Source organism: Scandinavium sp. UTDF21-P1B, assembly GCF_040750395.1.
Taxonomy (GTDB): domain Bacteria; phylum Pseudomonadota; class Gammaproteobacteria; order Enterobacterales; family Enterobacteriaceae; genus Scandinavium.
In genome coordinates, this window is record NZ_JBFLVD010000005.1 from 1 (window position 1) to 14,775 (window position 14,775).

A 14,775-nucleotide genomic window follows, 5' to 3' on the forward strand; every position below is an offset into this window, starting at 1 on the left:
GTTTTGCAGGGATGCTTACAATCTGACTGAACATGCACGCCAAATTGATGTGATTTTTAACGAAGATGTCTCAAATATGTCTCACAATGAAAAACTGGAGGAAATTATTTAACGGTAAGTCATTGATTCATAATGGCACGCCCTACAGGATTCGAACCTGTGACCTACGGCTTAGAAGGCCGGTGCTCTATCCAGCTGAGCTAAGGGCGCACTGAGAAGGTGAACTTCGCGGTGTGGAACGCCTGGAATTATACGGTCAAAGCCGGGTGAGTCAATGGCTTTCACCGTCAAAGCACACTTCAGCGTCACTCTTCCCCGCAACAAGCCGCATCAGCTGATTAAAGCTTAAACACACTCTCTAATCTGCCCTTCCGCTACGAAAAATCCGTCTACGGTTTAAGCAACGCCTGGTACCTTCAGATTTCCCTTATGACAACAATGGATTCCGTCATACACCAATGACATAGACTTTGCCCGACATCTGTCAGGCAATCATTTTCCATTCGTGCCGATAGAACAGTAAAGGTGGCGAGCGTATGCCGGACGTGCCGGGAGGGAAACTATGCGTGTGATGTTACGCAGGGAAAGACGGCGGCGAAACATTATGGAATTTCAGGGATATTCGCTGTCTCTGCCGCACAACACGTTGGTTGAACGCGGTGCGTTGCTTAACCACACTGCACACTACAGCGATCATCGTATTCTGGTCACGCGAGATAGCTATCTGGCCTCTGGCATTCGCCACAGCCCGGTTCCGCTCTGTCTGTGCCGCATTTATGCAGATATTGATGAGGCGCTTGCCGCAGTCCAGCAGATCCAGCCGCTGTACCTGATTGTCGATCTCGAAGGCTGGGAAATGCCTGTACTGGCGCTGCTGGACCATCTTCGGAGTTTGCAGCACCGTTACCCGGCGGTGGAAATGGTGCTGATAACACCGGAACTGGATCCGGTGACGCAGCAATTTTTGCAATCGGCCTTACGCTGCCGGTTAATTGAAAAACGACTTGCGCTGCCTTTGGCACGGGAAGCTTTACAACGTACCGTGGAGGCTTTACCCGCGCAGGTTCGCCTGTTTAAAACCAAAGAGTGGAGCGTGCTGATGCTGATGGCGCAAGGCCATTCGCTGAGCCACATTGCCCGTCTACAAATCCGGCCCTACCACCGGATCGTTTACCGCGTTGGCTGCATTTTGTCTTTACTACAGCTTAACCACCGTCAGCAGCTGTTGCGTGTATTACAACGGGTCAGCGCCCTTCACGATCGCCATCACTCGGGATAAGCTGCTGAAGCCTGGTTATCACTAAGAAAATACTTAAATAAAAGTTAATAGAACGTTATTTTTTAACCAATAAAATACAATTGTAACTATTCCTGGAGTTTGCCTGCTGGTGAAAGGAAGGCACACTTTTTCCTGAGATTATGGTTTTTGCTGCTTAATAAGATCTTACCGGCCTTTGCAGGTGAGATCGTCGAGCAGAGTGTGAGCAGACGAGCCTTTTAAGGCAGCAGATGTTTGCAACGGCAGCAGAAATACCTGCCTGTGACGCCGACCACGATTTGACCGTGCCTGAAAATGGGAATGACGCTAACTTATTATTTATACACACTTTTTCAGCACTAAGATGATGCGTTTTGGTGCATAACAAATTGCAAAAAAATTTACATCACGGCAACAAGCAGTCGCTTGTTTTGTTTTTCATGATGACATGCAGACATCCCGTTAACAAATTCAGCAACCGCAGAAATTCCCGCCAAAAGAAAATTCCTGGCCGATCGCATTCAGAACATCATAATTCGTAAAGTTATTTATCGTTTTCAGAGGGTTTTTCCGAAAACATTAAACGGTATAATCAGCAGCACTGAGATTAATAATAAATTTAGCAAAAATACCGTCCGAGATAATATCTCTAAGAGGAATAACCCGTCGTTAGCCAACCAAAGGAAGCCTTCATCAAACCAGCGGATGATACTCAATAACTCACAGTATTAACTGAGATAACCCACCGTTTTTACGAATGACTGAACAGCCAGCCGGAACGTGTTTTTCGTTTTCCCATATGTGTTGCTCACTGGCGCGACGCCGGGTATTTCAGAGACGTTTACAACACATCCCCACGCTGGCACAAGAGTTCGGCCTGAACTCTAAAAACTGTATACATAATCTGAGGAATAGAAAATGAAACCTGCTTCCGTTGTTATTATGGATGAACAACCTATCGTCAGGATGTCGATAGAGGTTCTGTTACGCAAGAACAGTGATATCCGCGTTGCTCTGAAATCCGGAGATGGAAGGGAAGTTATTGATTATGTAAGAAAAAACAAAACAGATCTGGTCATCATCGACATTGAACTCCCCGGCACAGATGGCTTTATGCTGCTAAAAAGAATCAATGACATCAGTCCTCAGACCAAGGTTTTATTTTTAGCATCTAAGTCAGAAGAGTATTACGCGGGGCGAGCTATCAGGGCTGGCGCGAATGGTTTTGTCAGTAAAAGAAAGGATTACAATGATATCTACAAGGCGGTTGAAATGCTGCTTTCCGGTTATTCCTTTTTCCCGGCTGACACCCTTAATTTCCTCAGTGGTAATTCTTCACGCCGTGGAGAAGTGAACGAACTGCCGCTTTCAAATCGTGAAGTAACGGTCCTGCGCTATCTGGTCAATGGTCTGACAAATAAAGAAATCGCCGATCAATTATTACTCAGTAATAAAACTATCAGCGCCCATAAATCAAATATTTTCTCGAAACTCGGGGTGCATACCATTGTAGAATTGATTGATTACGCCAAATCACACGAGCTGGTTTAATGGCGACGATTGCTTCCTGCTAAATTAGCAGGAAGCAATCAAGGGATTAATTGTAATTAATTAAGAAAGTGGCGTCGGCATCGGCGCTGCCAGGCTGTGGGTCGTCGGCGGTGGCAATGTAATTGGCGTAGAACTGAAGCCTGGCGTTGCCCCGATCGTCAACAGCCACCGCCCGGCTGGCCTGCTGAAGCGGTAACCGGCCGCGATCGGCGTCGCGGAGCTCCACCGCCACCCGACTTGCTACGCTACTGCTGTTCAGGCCAAGCAGCGTCGGATCGCTGGGATCGCCTTTGCCGGTAAATGTGATGGAGGCCGAGCCAGGCGGACACCCCGTCAGGCTCAGGGTAAACGGCACCAGCGATGTGGTGCTTCCCGAGTTGCGTAGCTGCTTAGTTGGCCAGCGCCCCAGCTCGACGGATTTATCACTGTCGCCTGCCTCCACGACGCAGCTGTAATCCACCACGTTACCTGACAGCTCAATGTTCACTTCGCCCAGCGAGTTGTCTGCGTGCGCCTGGCTGCTCAGCAAGCCTGCGATCAGCGCGAGTCGAATAAACGGATGTTTCATTGCCCGGCCCTCAGTCATAGTCGACTCGCAGATACCCCCGGGCGGTAAACTTGCCTTCCGCCGGTTTGTTGCCCGTGATGCTGACGGGCCAGGCACGAATTGCCACCTGCGCCTGTGCGTTTGCATCGAGGCGGAACGGGATCTTGCTGCTGATGTTGTTCGGCGTCAGCGGATTACCGCTGCTGTCTGCCACGATAAAGCCCAGATCCGCGTTATCAGACACCATCGCGTTGCCCTGCGTTTTCTCCGCTTCCACGCGCATGCTCAGGTAGGCCTGAGACTCTACGTTAGTGCATTTGATGGCGACCGTTTTTTGTTGTGGCGGCACGTTTGCCGGGCGATTTCCCGCCCCGGCCTGGCTGAACAGTGACGCACCGATGTCGCCGAAATCAAACTGCACCACGGTCCCGGCATTAATTTCGCAGGTTTGCGGCACGTTAATCGTTCCGCTGTAGCTGATGGTGTAGACCGGTGTAGTCAGCGCATCTCCGCTGTTGGTGGTCACATAAACGGTGAACATTGTCTGTTTTGGGATAACCACCATATTGATAAAGCGCTTGGTGACCTTCAGGCGGAAAATCAGCTTCGAATCATTCACCGGAAAGGGCTTTTGCTTAGGCACATTCGGGTGCGATCCCATCTGAATGTAGTTGGCCGGTGGCCAGAAAGCGCCCGCTGAGCTGTCGGTAATTTGCATCGCGCCATCGAGATAATCGTTAAGCTTGAGGTATTTGAAGTTATTTTCCGTGCTGACCACCGGAAAACTTGTGACGTAGCTACGTTTGGTGGTGGTGCCGGATGTGCCGCTCGGGCAAACCGCCTGCACGCCCACCCAGCCCGATTTCTGGCTGAGGGTAACAATTTGCCCCACCTGGTTATTCGCGCTGGTGAAGGTGTCCGTTAAATCGTAAAACACATCCGTTGGCACCCCATTGACGTTGCGGCATACCGTCGCCCAGGCCGAAGTGGAGAGCAACACGCCCCCTAACAGCAGAACAGAGAAAACCTTATTGATCACAGCGAACCTCCGTGAGCGTGATCGCCTGTTGCAGGCTCTTTTCGGGGAGGGAATACGGTGCCCGGCACTGTGCACCCGGCCCTTCGCCCCACTGAATCAACAGCTCACCGCTGAGCGGCAAACCACTTAAGTAGATTTGTCCATCGTCGCCCACCATGCTGGTCACGCCGCTGGCGGTTTCCCGCACGATGGCGCCAAACGGCACCGGCTGCGTTCCGCGCCGCACGGTGACCAGCGCTCGCACGCCAATACGCGTATCAAAAGCCGCGCGCACGACGGCACCTTCGGTTGGCACCACGCTGCTGACGTTGTTTTCGATATCAGTGCTGTTGTTCATGGTGTTGGTGTCAAGCGCGATACGGTTATAGCGGTAGACCGTGGCGTACGGCATCACAGCGTAGCCACGCCAGTCGGTTTTCACCCCGGTCTGGTTTTCGATGCTGACGCCGCTTGCGCCCGGCGCCTTGATCAGCACGTTGGTATCCCCCAGCGGCTGGCTGAAGGTCACGCCATCGGCATGAGCCAAAATGCCGCCCGACGCCTGCCAGTTCAGGGAGTGCTGATCGCGGTCATAGTTATATGCCCCGCTGAGCGTGCCGTAGGTTGCCTGCCAGTTAGCGCTCGCGCTGCCGGTGTAGCCGCGACCGCTGGCGTTGCCCTGCATCACGCTGTAGCTGAGGTTACTGCCCTCAAGCAGCGTACCGCTGATCCCGCTCTGCCAGCTGTCGTCACCGTCGCTGTTACGGCTGGCGGTGACGGTGGCGTAGGCCCGGTCAAAGGCGGAGTTACGGCGCTCGGCGCCGTTGTTGAAGACACTGAACGGTACCGAGAGGTTGAAGGAGGCAATGCGGTCCGTGCCCGGAATGCCGATAGAGCGATTCCAGGACATCGACAACCCATAGCTCACGCCGCGCCAGCCGCCAGAGTAGCCAACCTGATACCACGTGTTGGTGTCGTCAGTTCCCCAGTAGGTCTGCTCGCTGCCGGAAAGGTAGAGCGAACCGTAATCACCGAGCGACTGCGAGACGTTGACCTGGAAACGCCCTTTTTTGTTCTGGGTCAGGTTGTGGTAGCTGATAATGTCCGGCACGCCGTCGTCATTGCTTTTGTCGCTGTACTGGTAACCGCTCATGTTCTTCCACGTCGTGTCATCGAGCGTGAAGAACCCTTTGGTGGAGTAGCGATAACCGAGCAGCTGGAAGTTAGTCCCGAAGGTGTTAAGCGATTTAGCGTAGAGGAAACGCACCGACTGTCCGTCGTGGGTGCTGTCGTCGACTAACCGGCTATGCGCATGGGTGACATCCAGCGAAACCGCGCCCCAGTCGCCCAGGTTTTTACCCAATCCGATAGCCAGCGCCGTGTAGTTTTCAGCAAGCTGCGTGCCGCCATAGACGGTATATCCTTCGTTCAGGCCCGTAATCAGCGTGCCCTGCGCGAAGAATGGCGTCTCCTGCTGGTTGTTGCCTGAACGATAGTCCCCGGCGACCAGATCGTATTTCCAGCGCCCTTCTCGCTGCAGCAGCGGCACGGAAGAGTACGGCACGGTATAGCGCTGCTGGCTGCCATCTTTTTCGTCTACCGTCACTTCGAGGTCGCCGCTCGACGACGTCGGGTTCAGATCGCTGATGGCAAACGCCCCGCTTTGCACGTAGCTCTGGTAAACGACAAAGCCGTTCTGGCGGATGGTGACTTTCGCCGGGGTGCGGGCTATCCCGCGTACCGTTGGGGCGAAGCCCTGCATGCTGTCCGGGTACATGCTGTCTGAGGAATAAAGCCGTGCGCCCCGAAAACCAACGCTGTCGAACACGTCGCTGCCGGTGTTGCTGTCGCCCAGCACCACTTCACTTTTCCATGGCACAATCGAGCGCTGCGCCCAGGTGGCGACGTTACGCCAGCTATTCTCTTTCTGGTTATTGCTGTTGGAGTAGCTCCATGTTCCGCTGTTTCGCAAACGCCATGGGCCATAGTTCAGGCCGCTGGTCAGGCTCAAAAAGTAGCTGTCGTCATCATTGCCGCGGTTGCCGCTAAAACTGTAGTTGGCGAGCAGCGCAGGAATACCCTCATCCCATTCGTCAGGCGGTATATAGCCGCGAGCGCTGTTGAACATCGCAACCTGCGGCAAATTCACCGCCAGCTTCAGCGCGGCAAAATCAAACGCCGCTTCGGCCCCCGGAATGGCCTTTTCCAGCGCCACGCAGGCGTTTTTATCCTCTTTCGCCAGCGCAGGAAATGCGGCCGTATTGACGCCGAGACGCTTCAACAACGCAGGCGTCAGGCAAGGCGCTAATCCGCCTGCTGCGGGCTTTGTCCCTTCCGCGGGTGTAAACTCAAGATCCTGTGTGCCAACGAATTCGTCATTGCGCCAGATATCCACGCGGTAAACACCTGCGGGTTGTTGATGGCCCTTTTCGAAACGGGAGAGATCCGCCACGCCCGCCGTATCGTCCGACAAAAATGCCGGATTGAAGTAGCTTTCCGCATGTACGCCAGGAAGCAGGGTCACGCCCGAAAGCGCAAGGGTAAGCAACTTCAGGCGCGGTAGGCGTTGAGAGTGAGTGAGCGCAGTCATTACAGGTTCACACGACGAGCCGGAGTAATTGCACCGTAGTCATTAACACTCTGCCAGCTCAGTGCGCCCTGCACACCGCCCGGCAGCGTGACTGTAGCCGTGCTTTTTGGCGAGATCATCACGTTGTCGAGCTTCTTGCCGGCCATCTGAAGGTTCACCAGCGTGACGTAGTACGGCGATGGGTTTTTGATCGTCACGTTCGTACCGCTGCGGGTAAACGCCAGCGTATCCAGTGCCTGTGCGGGTTGCACCGCTAAATTTTTCGGGCGCACGAACAGCTTGATGCGCGAAAGGATTGCCAGCTGCAGGACGTTACGGCTGTTGCCGCTTTGTTTGTCCACCGATGGGATCGCTTTCACGTTCAGGTAAAACAGCGACTCTTTGTCGGTCGCAAGCGCAGGTCCGGCGTAAATAATACGCAGGGTGTTTTCGCTGTTGGGCTCACTCACAAACAGCGGTGGCGTGATAACGAAGGTTTTCTCTTTCTGACCCGTGGCATCCTCAATCCACGCGTTGATAAGGTAGCGTTCCTGCTTGTTGCTGTTGCTCAATGCCAGCGACGTCTGCTTCGCATCTGCCGGATAAATCACCCTTGTGGCACCCAGCGCAATGCCACCCTCTGCATGAGCAGAAATAGCCCCCGCCAGAAAAAGCAGCGGCAGTAAAAGCGTTTTTATGATTAAACGATTCATAACCCATCAACCTGTTTTCTTATTTCCTGGCCCGTTTGACGATTTACGGATAAACCAGCGTAAACCAGACATCGGTAAGTAAATTCCCTGGCACCAGCGGCAATGAAATAACGCGATAGCGTGCGCTAAAGTGAAAAGCCATCTCTTCTGAGAGTATTGATAAATAACTGTCAGGCGGTGCGTTGGGAATAATTAACTGCTGCTGGTTGTCGAACAGCGCGAGGCCCAGCCCTGTTTTTCCAGGCATGCCGTTTGCCCCGGCGGTGGCAACAAACACCTGCGGATCTTCCGCCGGGCTCAGGCCCTGAAAGGCGATGCCTACCTGGCTTGCGATATCGCGGCGACACTCCACAAGCTTCAGGGTAAACGGTACGGTTACCGTGGAATAACTGCCCACATCACCAAAGTTGTTGCTGCGGTATTGCCCCATTTCGACCCGTAAATCCTGACTTTCCGGGGAAACGGCACAGGCGCTGTTCACCAGCTCGCCGCGAAGATGGAGACCGCCTCCGTCAACCACAACCCTGTGCGCAAGAGCAGAAAAAGCGGCCAACAGCAGGGCCAGCAGCGCTAACGTCCGAATCATTCTCTGTTCCCGTGAGTGCTGAAAACATGCCTCTTCCCTGAGGCAAGGCTCATCCTGAGCGCGACGTACGCTTACTCGTATTTCATCACGAAGGTCGCGTCGGCGTTAGCCTGACCAGGCTCTGCGGTTGCCGCAGTCGCTTTGTAGCGAGCGGTAAAGTGCAGGGTGTTTGTGCCCTTGATCAGATCCTGCGTGGCAGAGAAAGTGCTGCCGTTTGGCGGCAGAGTTGCGGACGCCTTATCGAGGATTTCGATACCGACGCCGGATGCCGTGTCGCTGTTATCGCCAGAGGTAATCGCCAGCAGAGTTTTGTCGGTTGCATCAATCTGACCGCTGAAGGCGACGGCTGCGGTGGCAGCAACGCTTGGATCGCAGTCATTCAGTACGATTTCAAATGGAATTTTAGCGGAGGTATCACCCACGGCAGCAAACGCCGCAGTACGATACTGGCCCATTGGCACGGTCAGGTTGGAAGATCCCGTGCTGACGGCACAAGCGGCATTAACCAGCTCACCTTTAAAATGGACGTTGCCGCCATTCACGGTGACCGTATCGGCATTAGCTGCGCTAACAACCAGGCCCAGAGTTGCTACCAGAGACGCAGCGATTTTGCTAACTTTCATGAGTTTTCCTTGATGATTAATCTAATTATTCACGGAGAAGAAACTATCCGAATATAATTTTCGTCGTTCCTTCAACACTGGGCGGAAATACACCCCCGCGGCAGTTGCAGTAAATTAATCATTTCGCCTGATGCAAAATACGTATAAAGGCTGCGATTCTGATGAGCCGCGTCCTAATACTTCTTAGGAAAAGACTGTTCAATACTTATTCACCGGGAAAGAGCTTATCGTTTACATGGCTTTTGCAGGCCGATGCGACCGGCGGCAGAAAAAAGCAAACGGTGACTGACATCACGCCTGGCTTCTGCCAAAATATGCGCATCCCCCCTTTCGAACTCGACAGACGGAATCTTCTCTCTGATGGCAGCAAAGATTATTGACGGTAAAACGATTGCGCAGCAGGTACGCTCTGAGGTTGCGGAAAAAGTGAAGGCGCGAATTGCCGCCGGAAAACGCGCCCCAGGACTGGCCGTAGTGCTGGTTGGCAGCAACCCTGCTTCGCAAATTTATGTCGGCAGCAAGCGCAAGGCCTGTGAAGAGGTCGGGTTCATCTCCCGCTCTTACGATCTGCCGGAAACCACGCTGGAAGCGGAACTGCTGGAGCTTATCGACACTCTGAATGCCGATAAAGAAATCGACGGTATTCTGGTTCAGCTGCCGCTGCCTGCGGGCATTGATAACGTCAAGGTGCTGGAGCGCATCGCGCCGGATAAAGACGTTGACGGTTTCCATCCGTATAACGTAGGCCGTCTGTGTCAGCGCGCTCCTCGTCTGCGCCCGTGCACGCCGCGCGGCATTGTGACCCTGCTTGAGCGTTACAATATCGACACCTACGGGCTGAATGCAGTGATCATTGGCGCATCCAACATCGTCGGTCGCCCGATGAGCATGGAGCTGCTGCTGGCGGGTTGCACCACCACCGTGACTCACCGTTTCACCAAAAACCTGCGTCAGCACGTTGAAAACGCCGACCTGCTGGTCGTGGCCGTCGGTAAACCTGGCTTTATTCCAGGCGAGTGGATTAAAGAAGGCGCGATTGTGGTCGACGTGGGCATCAACCGTCTGGAAAGCGGGAAAGTGGTGGGAGATGTGATTTTTGAAGATGCCGCCGCGCGCGCGTCTTACATCACTCCGGTACCTGGCGGCGTGGGCCCAATGACGGTTGCCACGCTTATCCAGAACACGCTGCAGGCGTGCGAAGAATATCATGATCCAGAGGAAGTAAAATAATGGCCACTTTTTCACTTGGCAAACACCCGCACGTTGAGCTGTGCGATCTGTTAAAACTCGAAGGCTGGACCGAAAGCGGCGCGCAGGCGAAAAACGTCATCGCCGACGGCCTGGTGAGCGTTGACGGCGCCGTCGAAACCCGCAAGCGCTGCAAAATCGTCGCCGGGCAGACCGTGAGCTTTGCCGGGCAGAGCATTACCGTTACCGCGTAATAGAATGTATTTGCATGCCGGATGAGCGCTTATCGCCATCCGGCATTTTTTTGCCCGGCGGCACGGCGTTTGCCGGGCCTACGTTTCTCCTCAAGCCTGATTACCCCGTAGGCCGGATAAGCGCAGCGCCATCCGGCAGTTTGTTCAGCCCTCACCTTCCGCACATTTTTTAGATCCACTTCAAAAAAATCAGTAAATCCTATGACCAGTTGTGAAATTTAAGTTGCGTAACCTGGCTACTTCTCAGACGATAAGTAGAACGTTCTACTAAAACGTTCTACTCACAATAACAGCACGTAATCAGTGCATCTCAGATCTCAGGTCGGGGGAAAACAGCATGAGTCTGTTCTCAGGGTTTGTTAAATCATTGTCAAAACTATCCATGATTGGCCGCGCCTTAATGCTGCCAATTTCGCTTCTGCCCGCCGCCGGTCTGCTGCTGGCGTTCGGCGATAAGTTCCATCTGCCGCTGATGATGAACGCCGGGGGCGTCATTTTCGATAACCTGCCGATGCTGTTCGCCATCGGTTCCGCCGTGGGGCTGGCGTCCGAATCCGGCATTGCGGCGCTGTCGGCGGCGGTTTCGGTGTTCGTCACCAACATCACCATCAGCACAGTGCTGAGCATTACGCCGGAAATGGCTTCTCAGGGCGGGAAATATGCGATGGTGGTCGGCATTCCGACGCTGCAAATGGGCGTCTTCGGCGGCCTGATTTGCGGCGTGCTGGCGGCCTGGTGCTACAACCGCTTCCACCAGATGCAGCTGCCGGAATTCCTCGGCTTCTTCTCCGGCAAGCGCTTCGTGGCTATCGCTACCGCCTTCCTCTCTTTCATTATGGGCCTGCTGCTGCCGTACATCTGGTCGCACATTCAGTCCGGCATTGACGCGCTTTCCGTGGTGGTAAACGGCGACAATCAGGCGGCATCAACCTTTATCTTTGGCCTGGTGGAACGTGCGCTGATCCCGCTTGGGCTGCACCACATCTGGTATCCGTCGTTCTGGTACTCCTTTGGCGATTACACCACTCAGGCAGGCCAGGTGATTCACGGCGACCAGACCATCTGGTTCAAAATGCTGGAAGAAGGCGTGAAGTCCTTCAGCAGCGACAGCTACCAGAATGCCGGTAAGTTCATGCAGGGCGAATTCCCGCTGATGCTGTTCGCGCTGCCTGCGGCGTGTCTCGCGATGTACCACGAAGCACACACGGCGAACAAAAAAATTGCCGCCGGTATCCTGTTCTCTGCGGCCCTGACCTGCTTCCTGACCGGCATCACCGAGCCGGTAGAGTTCACCTTCATCTTCGTGGCGCCGGTGCTGTACGTCTTCAACGCCATCATGGCCGGTCTGGCCTATATGACGATGTACCTGATGCATGCGCACATCGCTAAGTCGTTCTCGGCGGGCTTCATCGATTACCTGTCGTTCGGCATCCTGCCGTCGTTCAACGGCTACCAGACCAACTTCCTGAGCGCGGTGATCATCGGCATCCCGATGGGCCTGATTTACTACTTCACCTTCCGCTTCGTGATCCGCCGCTTTGACGTGAAAACGCCGGGTCGCACCAGCGTGACCGCCAACGCCAATGACAAAACGGACACCGAACTGGCTACCGAAATCATCGGCCTGCTGGGTGGCGCACAGAACATCGACTCCGTCGGTTCCTGCATCACCCGTCTGCGTCTGGAAGTGGCGAAGAGTGACATCGTCGATAAAGATGGCCTCAATGCCGTCGGCGCGCGCGGCGTGGTGTTTGTCGGCGACAAAGGTATTCAGGTGATTTTTGGTGCCAGAGCGCAATTTATCGCACAAACCATGTCGACGATGATTGGCAAATAAGCGGAAAATGTTACGCTGTCCACCGTCTCCTGCCTGTGCAGGAGACGGTGTTTTAACTGACTGATTAGGGCGGTTTTTCAGGGAGCAGGTTTGAAAAAAGTCAGCATTATTGATGTGGCGAAGCAGGCGGGCGTGTCCGTCTCAACCGTCTCGCTGGTCCTGCGCCAGAAGGGAAAGATTTCCGACGCCACCATCGAGAAAGTTCAGGCTGCTATTACTCAACTCGGCTATGTGCATAACGTTGCCGCAGCAAACCTTCGCGCCAATACCTCCAATCTTATTGGCCTTATCCTGCGCGACTTCAGCGACAGCTTTTCCATCAAGGTGATGGCGAGCGTCGTTCAGGAGCTGGAAAAACAGGGATATATGGTCTTTCTCGGCCAGCCGCTTGACGATCATTCAAGCCTCGAACGCTGTCTGCTCTCCTTTAAGCAGCAGGGCGTGGCAGGCGTTATTTATCTCGCGTCTGACACCACGCGTGCAGCGCTGCCGGAGCTGATTCGCGACTGTCCTCTGCCGCTAGTGGTCGTTTCTCAGTCGCTGATGGAAGAAAACTGCAACATGGTGATGCGCGATAACCGCCAGGCTGCAAGTCTCGCCACCCGCTATCTGATTGAACGTGGGCACCGCAGCATCGGCTACATCGGCGGCCAGGCCGACTGCCTGATCCGCCAGCAGCGGCTACAGGGGTTTCGCAGCGCGCTGACGCAAAATGGCATGGTGTGGAAAGAAGACTTCGCTCCGGCCTGTAACGACGATACCCAGGCTGCAGGCCTTGCCACCCGACAGCTGCTGGAAAAACACAACACCATCACCGCCCTGCTCTGCCATTCGCCGGACGCCATGATTGGCTGCATCAACGGCATTCATCAGGTCGGGCGAACTATCGGGAAGGACGTGTTTCTGACTCAGCAGGTGGCGCTGATAGGCTTCGAAGATATGCTGCACGTGAATCTCACCTCACCGTCGTTTACCTATGTCTCCTCCGCCAGCGAAGAGACCGGCCGTCAGGCTGCCGGGGTGATTATCCGCAAGCTGAAAGAGCCTGAGTTACAGACCCAACGCATCACGCTTTCCGGCCAGCTGATTGCCCGGGAATCGGCATAAAAAAGCCCGGCAGAGCCGGGCCTGAACAGACCTTTATTTCCCCTCGCCGGGGCGCACGTCCACCACCGTAATGTCATACACCATGATTGAATTCGGCGGGATCTCCGGCGGTCGACCCTGCACGCCGTACGCCAGCTCTGGCGGTACCGCCATCCTCAGCTTGCCTTTATTATTCATCTGGCGAATAGCCGATGAGAACAGCGGCGGGAAGTTTGCCAGCGGCAGCGCGAGCACCTTGCCCGTCTTCGTCATATCCTTAATCACTTTGCCGTTTGCCAGGCTCTCCTTAACGGAAATCGCCACCACGTCACCGTCGGTAATTTTCCCTTCTCCCCTGTTCAGCATCCGGTAGTAATAGCCCATTTCAGCGCGTTTGGTCCCCGGCTTCTGGCTGAAAGACTGAAGGAATTTATCAGGACCTCTGCTGCTTTCAGCTGGCTGATTCTTAGCCAATACCTGCTTGTTCATCGCCTCCAGCTGATCCATGATTTTTTGCTCAGGGACCCGGTACTGGCCCTTAAGCGAATCGCTGACCCCATAAATAACCTGCGAGAGCTCCAGGGGAATACCATCGGATTTCACCTTCTTCATCGCACCGTTCACTTCCTGCCCCCACAGCGTGCCGAGCGCGTAGGAACGCACTTCGTTTTGCGATTTGGGCTCCGGCGTGTCGACGGCAGTTGGCTTCTGGTTGCGAAGAGCGGCCAGCTGTTTTTCCTGCTCTTTCAGTTTCCCGCTGGCGTCCTGCCAGTTTTTCTCCACTGCCTCACGCTGCTTCTGGCTTTCCACTAACGACTGCTGCACCGATGCGATTTGCTCCGCTTTACGCTTGTCCTCGGCGATCAAATCCGCATTCTTCGCCAGCAGATCCTTCGCCAGATCCTGGCTTTCTTTTAAAGACGCTTTCATCTGCACCGCGGACTTCGCGTTTTGATCCTGAGACTGATTCACCGTTGCCAGCTGCTTCGTCAGCGCCGCAGTCTGAGCCTGGCTCTCACTCAACTGCTGCTTAACCTGCGTCAGCGACTTCGCGCCTTCGGACAGGTTAGCCGTCAGCTGGGCTATCTGTTTTTTCAGATCCTCTGTTGAAATTTGGCTTTCACTGACGTTCTTTTTCAGCCCGGCCACTTCACTTTGGCTCGCGCTAAGCGACTGCTTCAGATCGGCAACCGCTTTGCTGTCTCCGGCTTTCGCCGCGGCCAGCGCTTTAGCGTTTACTTCCTGGATCGCGTTCAGATCCGCGACCTTCTTCGTCAGGGCATCCACGCTGTTCTGGCGGTCAGACAGCGATTTTTTCAGTGCGGCGGCTTCTTTCTGGCTGAGGTCCAGAGACTGCTTCAGGTCGGCAACCGCTTTGCTGTCTCCGGCTTTCGCCGCGGCCAGCGCTTTAGCGTTTACTTCCTGGGTCGCGTTCAGATCCGCGACCTTCTTCGTCAGGGCATCCACGCTGTTCTGGCGGTCAGACAGCGATTTTTTCAGTGCGGCGGCTTCTTTCTGACTGATATCCAGGGACTGCTTCAGATC

13 protein-coding genes and 1 tRNA gene are annotated in these 14,775 nt (G+C 54.5%); 6 read left to right on the forward strand and 8 right to left on the reverse strand.

Annotated elements, in window-relative coordinates; translation table 11 throughout:
* Positions 1-133: 133 nt before the first annotated feature.
* A tRNA-Arg gene (locus AB1287_RS01710) sits at positions 134-210 on the reverse strand.
* A 394-nt stretch (positions 211-604) separates the two neighbouring features.
* Here AB1287_RS01710 and AB1287_RS01715 point away from each other — a divergent pair.
* Together AB1287_RS01715 and fimZ are read left to right on the forward strand one after the other, a co-directional pair.
* Positions 605-1,279, forward strand: a complete 675-nt coding sequence (locus AB1287_RS01715; RefSeq protein ID WP_435616762.1) for a hypothetical protein — start codon at positions 605-607, stop codon at positions 1,277-1,279.
* Between the two features lie 897 nt (positions 1,280-2,176).
* Positions 2,177-2,809: a fimbria biosynthesis transcriptional regulator FimZ gene (fimZ, locus tag AB1287_RS01720; protein ID WP_312624626.1), complete on the forward strand. Its 633-nt coding sequence runs from the start codon at positions 2,177-2,179 to the stop codon at positions 2,807-2,809.
* Between the two features lie 46 nt (positions 2,810-2,855).
* On the opposite strand, the gene sfmF is transcribed toward fimZ, so the two are convergent.
* The 6 genes from sfmF to fimA all read right to left on the reverse strand — a co-directional run bounded on the left by sfmF (position 2,856) and on the right by fimA (position 8,865).
* Entirely contained in the window at positions 2,856-3,377 is a 522-nt protein-coding gene (gene sfmF, locus AB1287_RS01725; RefSeq protein WP_435616763.1) for a fimbria assembly protein, read from the reverse strand.
* A 10-nt stretch (positions 3,378-3,387) separates the two neighbouring features.
* Positions 3,388-4,395, reverse strand: a complete 1,008-nt coding sequence (fimH, locus tag AB1287_RS01730; RefSeq protein ID WP_312624629.1) for a type 1 fimbria D-mannose specific adhesin FimH — start codon at positions 4,393-4,395, stop codon at positions 3,388-3,390.
* On the reverse strand, positions 4,385-6,964 hold the full coding sequence (locus tag AB1287_RS01735; protein WP_435616764.1) for a fimbrial biogenesis usher protein: 2,580 nt from the start codon (positions 6,962-6,964) through the stop codon (positions 4,385-4,387). Before AB1287_RS01735 ends, fimH begins: the two co-directional genes overlap by 11 nt.
* Positions 6,964-7,656 carry a type 1 fimbria chaperone FimC gene (gene fimC / locus AB1287_RS01740; RefSeq protein ID WP_435616765.1) on the reverse strand — a complete coding sequence of 231 codons (693 nt, stop codon included), beginning with the start codon at positions 7,654-7,656 and terminating at the stop codon, positions 6,964-6,966. The genes AB1287_RS01735 and fimC overlap by 1 nt, the downstream gene beginning before the upstream one ends.
* A 43-nt stretch (positions 7,657-7,699) precedes the next feature.
* Positions 7,700-8,242 (reverse strand): type 1 fimbrial protein subunit FimI, encoded by a 543-nt coding sequence (gene fimI, locus AB1287_RS01745; RefSeq protein WP_312624634.1) that lies wholly within the window; start codon positions 8,240-8,242, stop codon positions 7,700-7,702.
* A gap of 71 nt (positions 8,243-8,313) precedes the next feature.
* The gene (gene fimA, locus AB1287_RS01750; RefSeq protein ID WP_435616766.1) at positions 8,314-8,865 is read right to left on the reverse strand and encodes a type 1 fimbrial major subunit FimA; all 552 of its coding nucleotides are present in this window, start codon (positions 8,863-8,865) and stop codon (positions 8,314-8,316) included.
* Positions 8,866-9,225: 360 nt separating this feature from the next.
* Here fimA and folD point away from each other — a divergent pair, with 360 nt between their 5' ends.
* From folD to malI, 4 genes are all read left to right on the forward strand, one after another.
* A complete protein-coding gene (gene folD, locus AB1287_RS01755; RefSeq protein ID WP_312624636.1) occupies positions 9,226-10,095 on the forward strand; it encodes a bifunctional methylenetetrahydrofolate dehydrogenase/methenyltetrahydrofolate cyclohydrolase FolD in 870 nt (289 codons plus the stop codon).
* On the forward strand, positions 10,095-10,307 hold the full coding sequence (gene ybcJ / locus AB1287_RS01760) for a ribosome-associated protein YbcJ (RefSeq protein ID WP_312624638.1): 213 nt from the start codon (positions 10,095-10,097) through the stop codon (positions 10,305-10,307). Before folD ends, ybcJ begins: the two co-directional genes overlap by 1 nt.
* Positions 10,308-10,644: 337 nt before the next feature.
* On the forward strand, positions 10,645-12,144 hold the full coding sequence (locus AB1287_RS01765; RefSeq protein ID WP_312624639.1) for a PTS transporter subunit EIIC: 1,500 nt from the start codon (positions 10,645-10,647) through the stop codon (positions 12,142-12,144).
* 90 nt (positions 12,145-12,234) lie between these two features.
* Positions 12,235-13,251 (forward strand): Mal regulon transcriptional regulator MalI, encoded by a 1,017-nt coding sequence (malI, locus tag AB1287_RS01770; RefSeq protein ID WP_435616767.1) that lies wholly within the window; start codon positions 12,235-12,237, stop codon positions 13,249-13,251.
* A gap of 33 nt (positions 13,252-13,284) precedes the next feature.
* Here the strand turns inward: malI and AB1287_RS01775 are convergent.
* Positions 13,285-14,775 (reverse strand): FKBP-type peptidyl-prolyl cis-trans isomerase (locus tag AB1287_RS01775; RefSeq protein ID WP_435616768.1); only part of this gene is annotated, 1,491 nt, incomplete at its 5' end.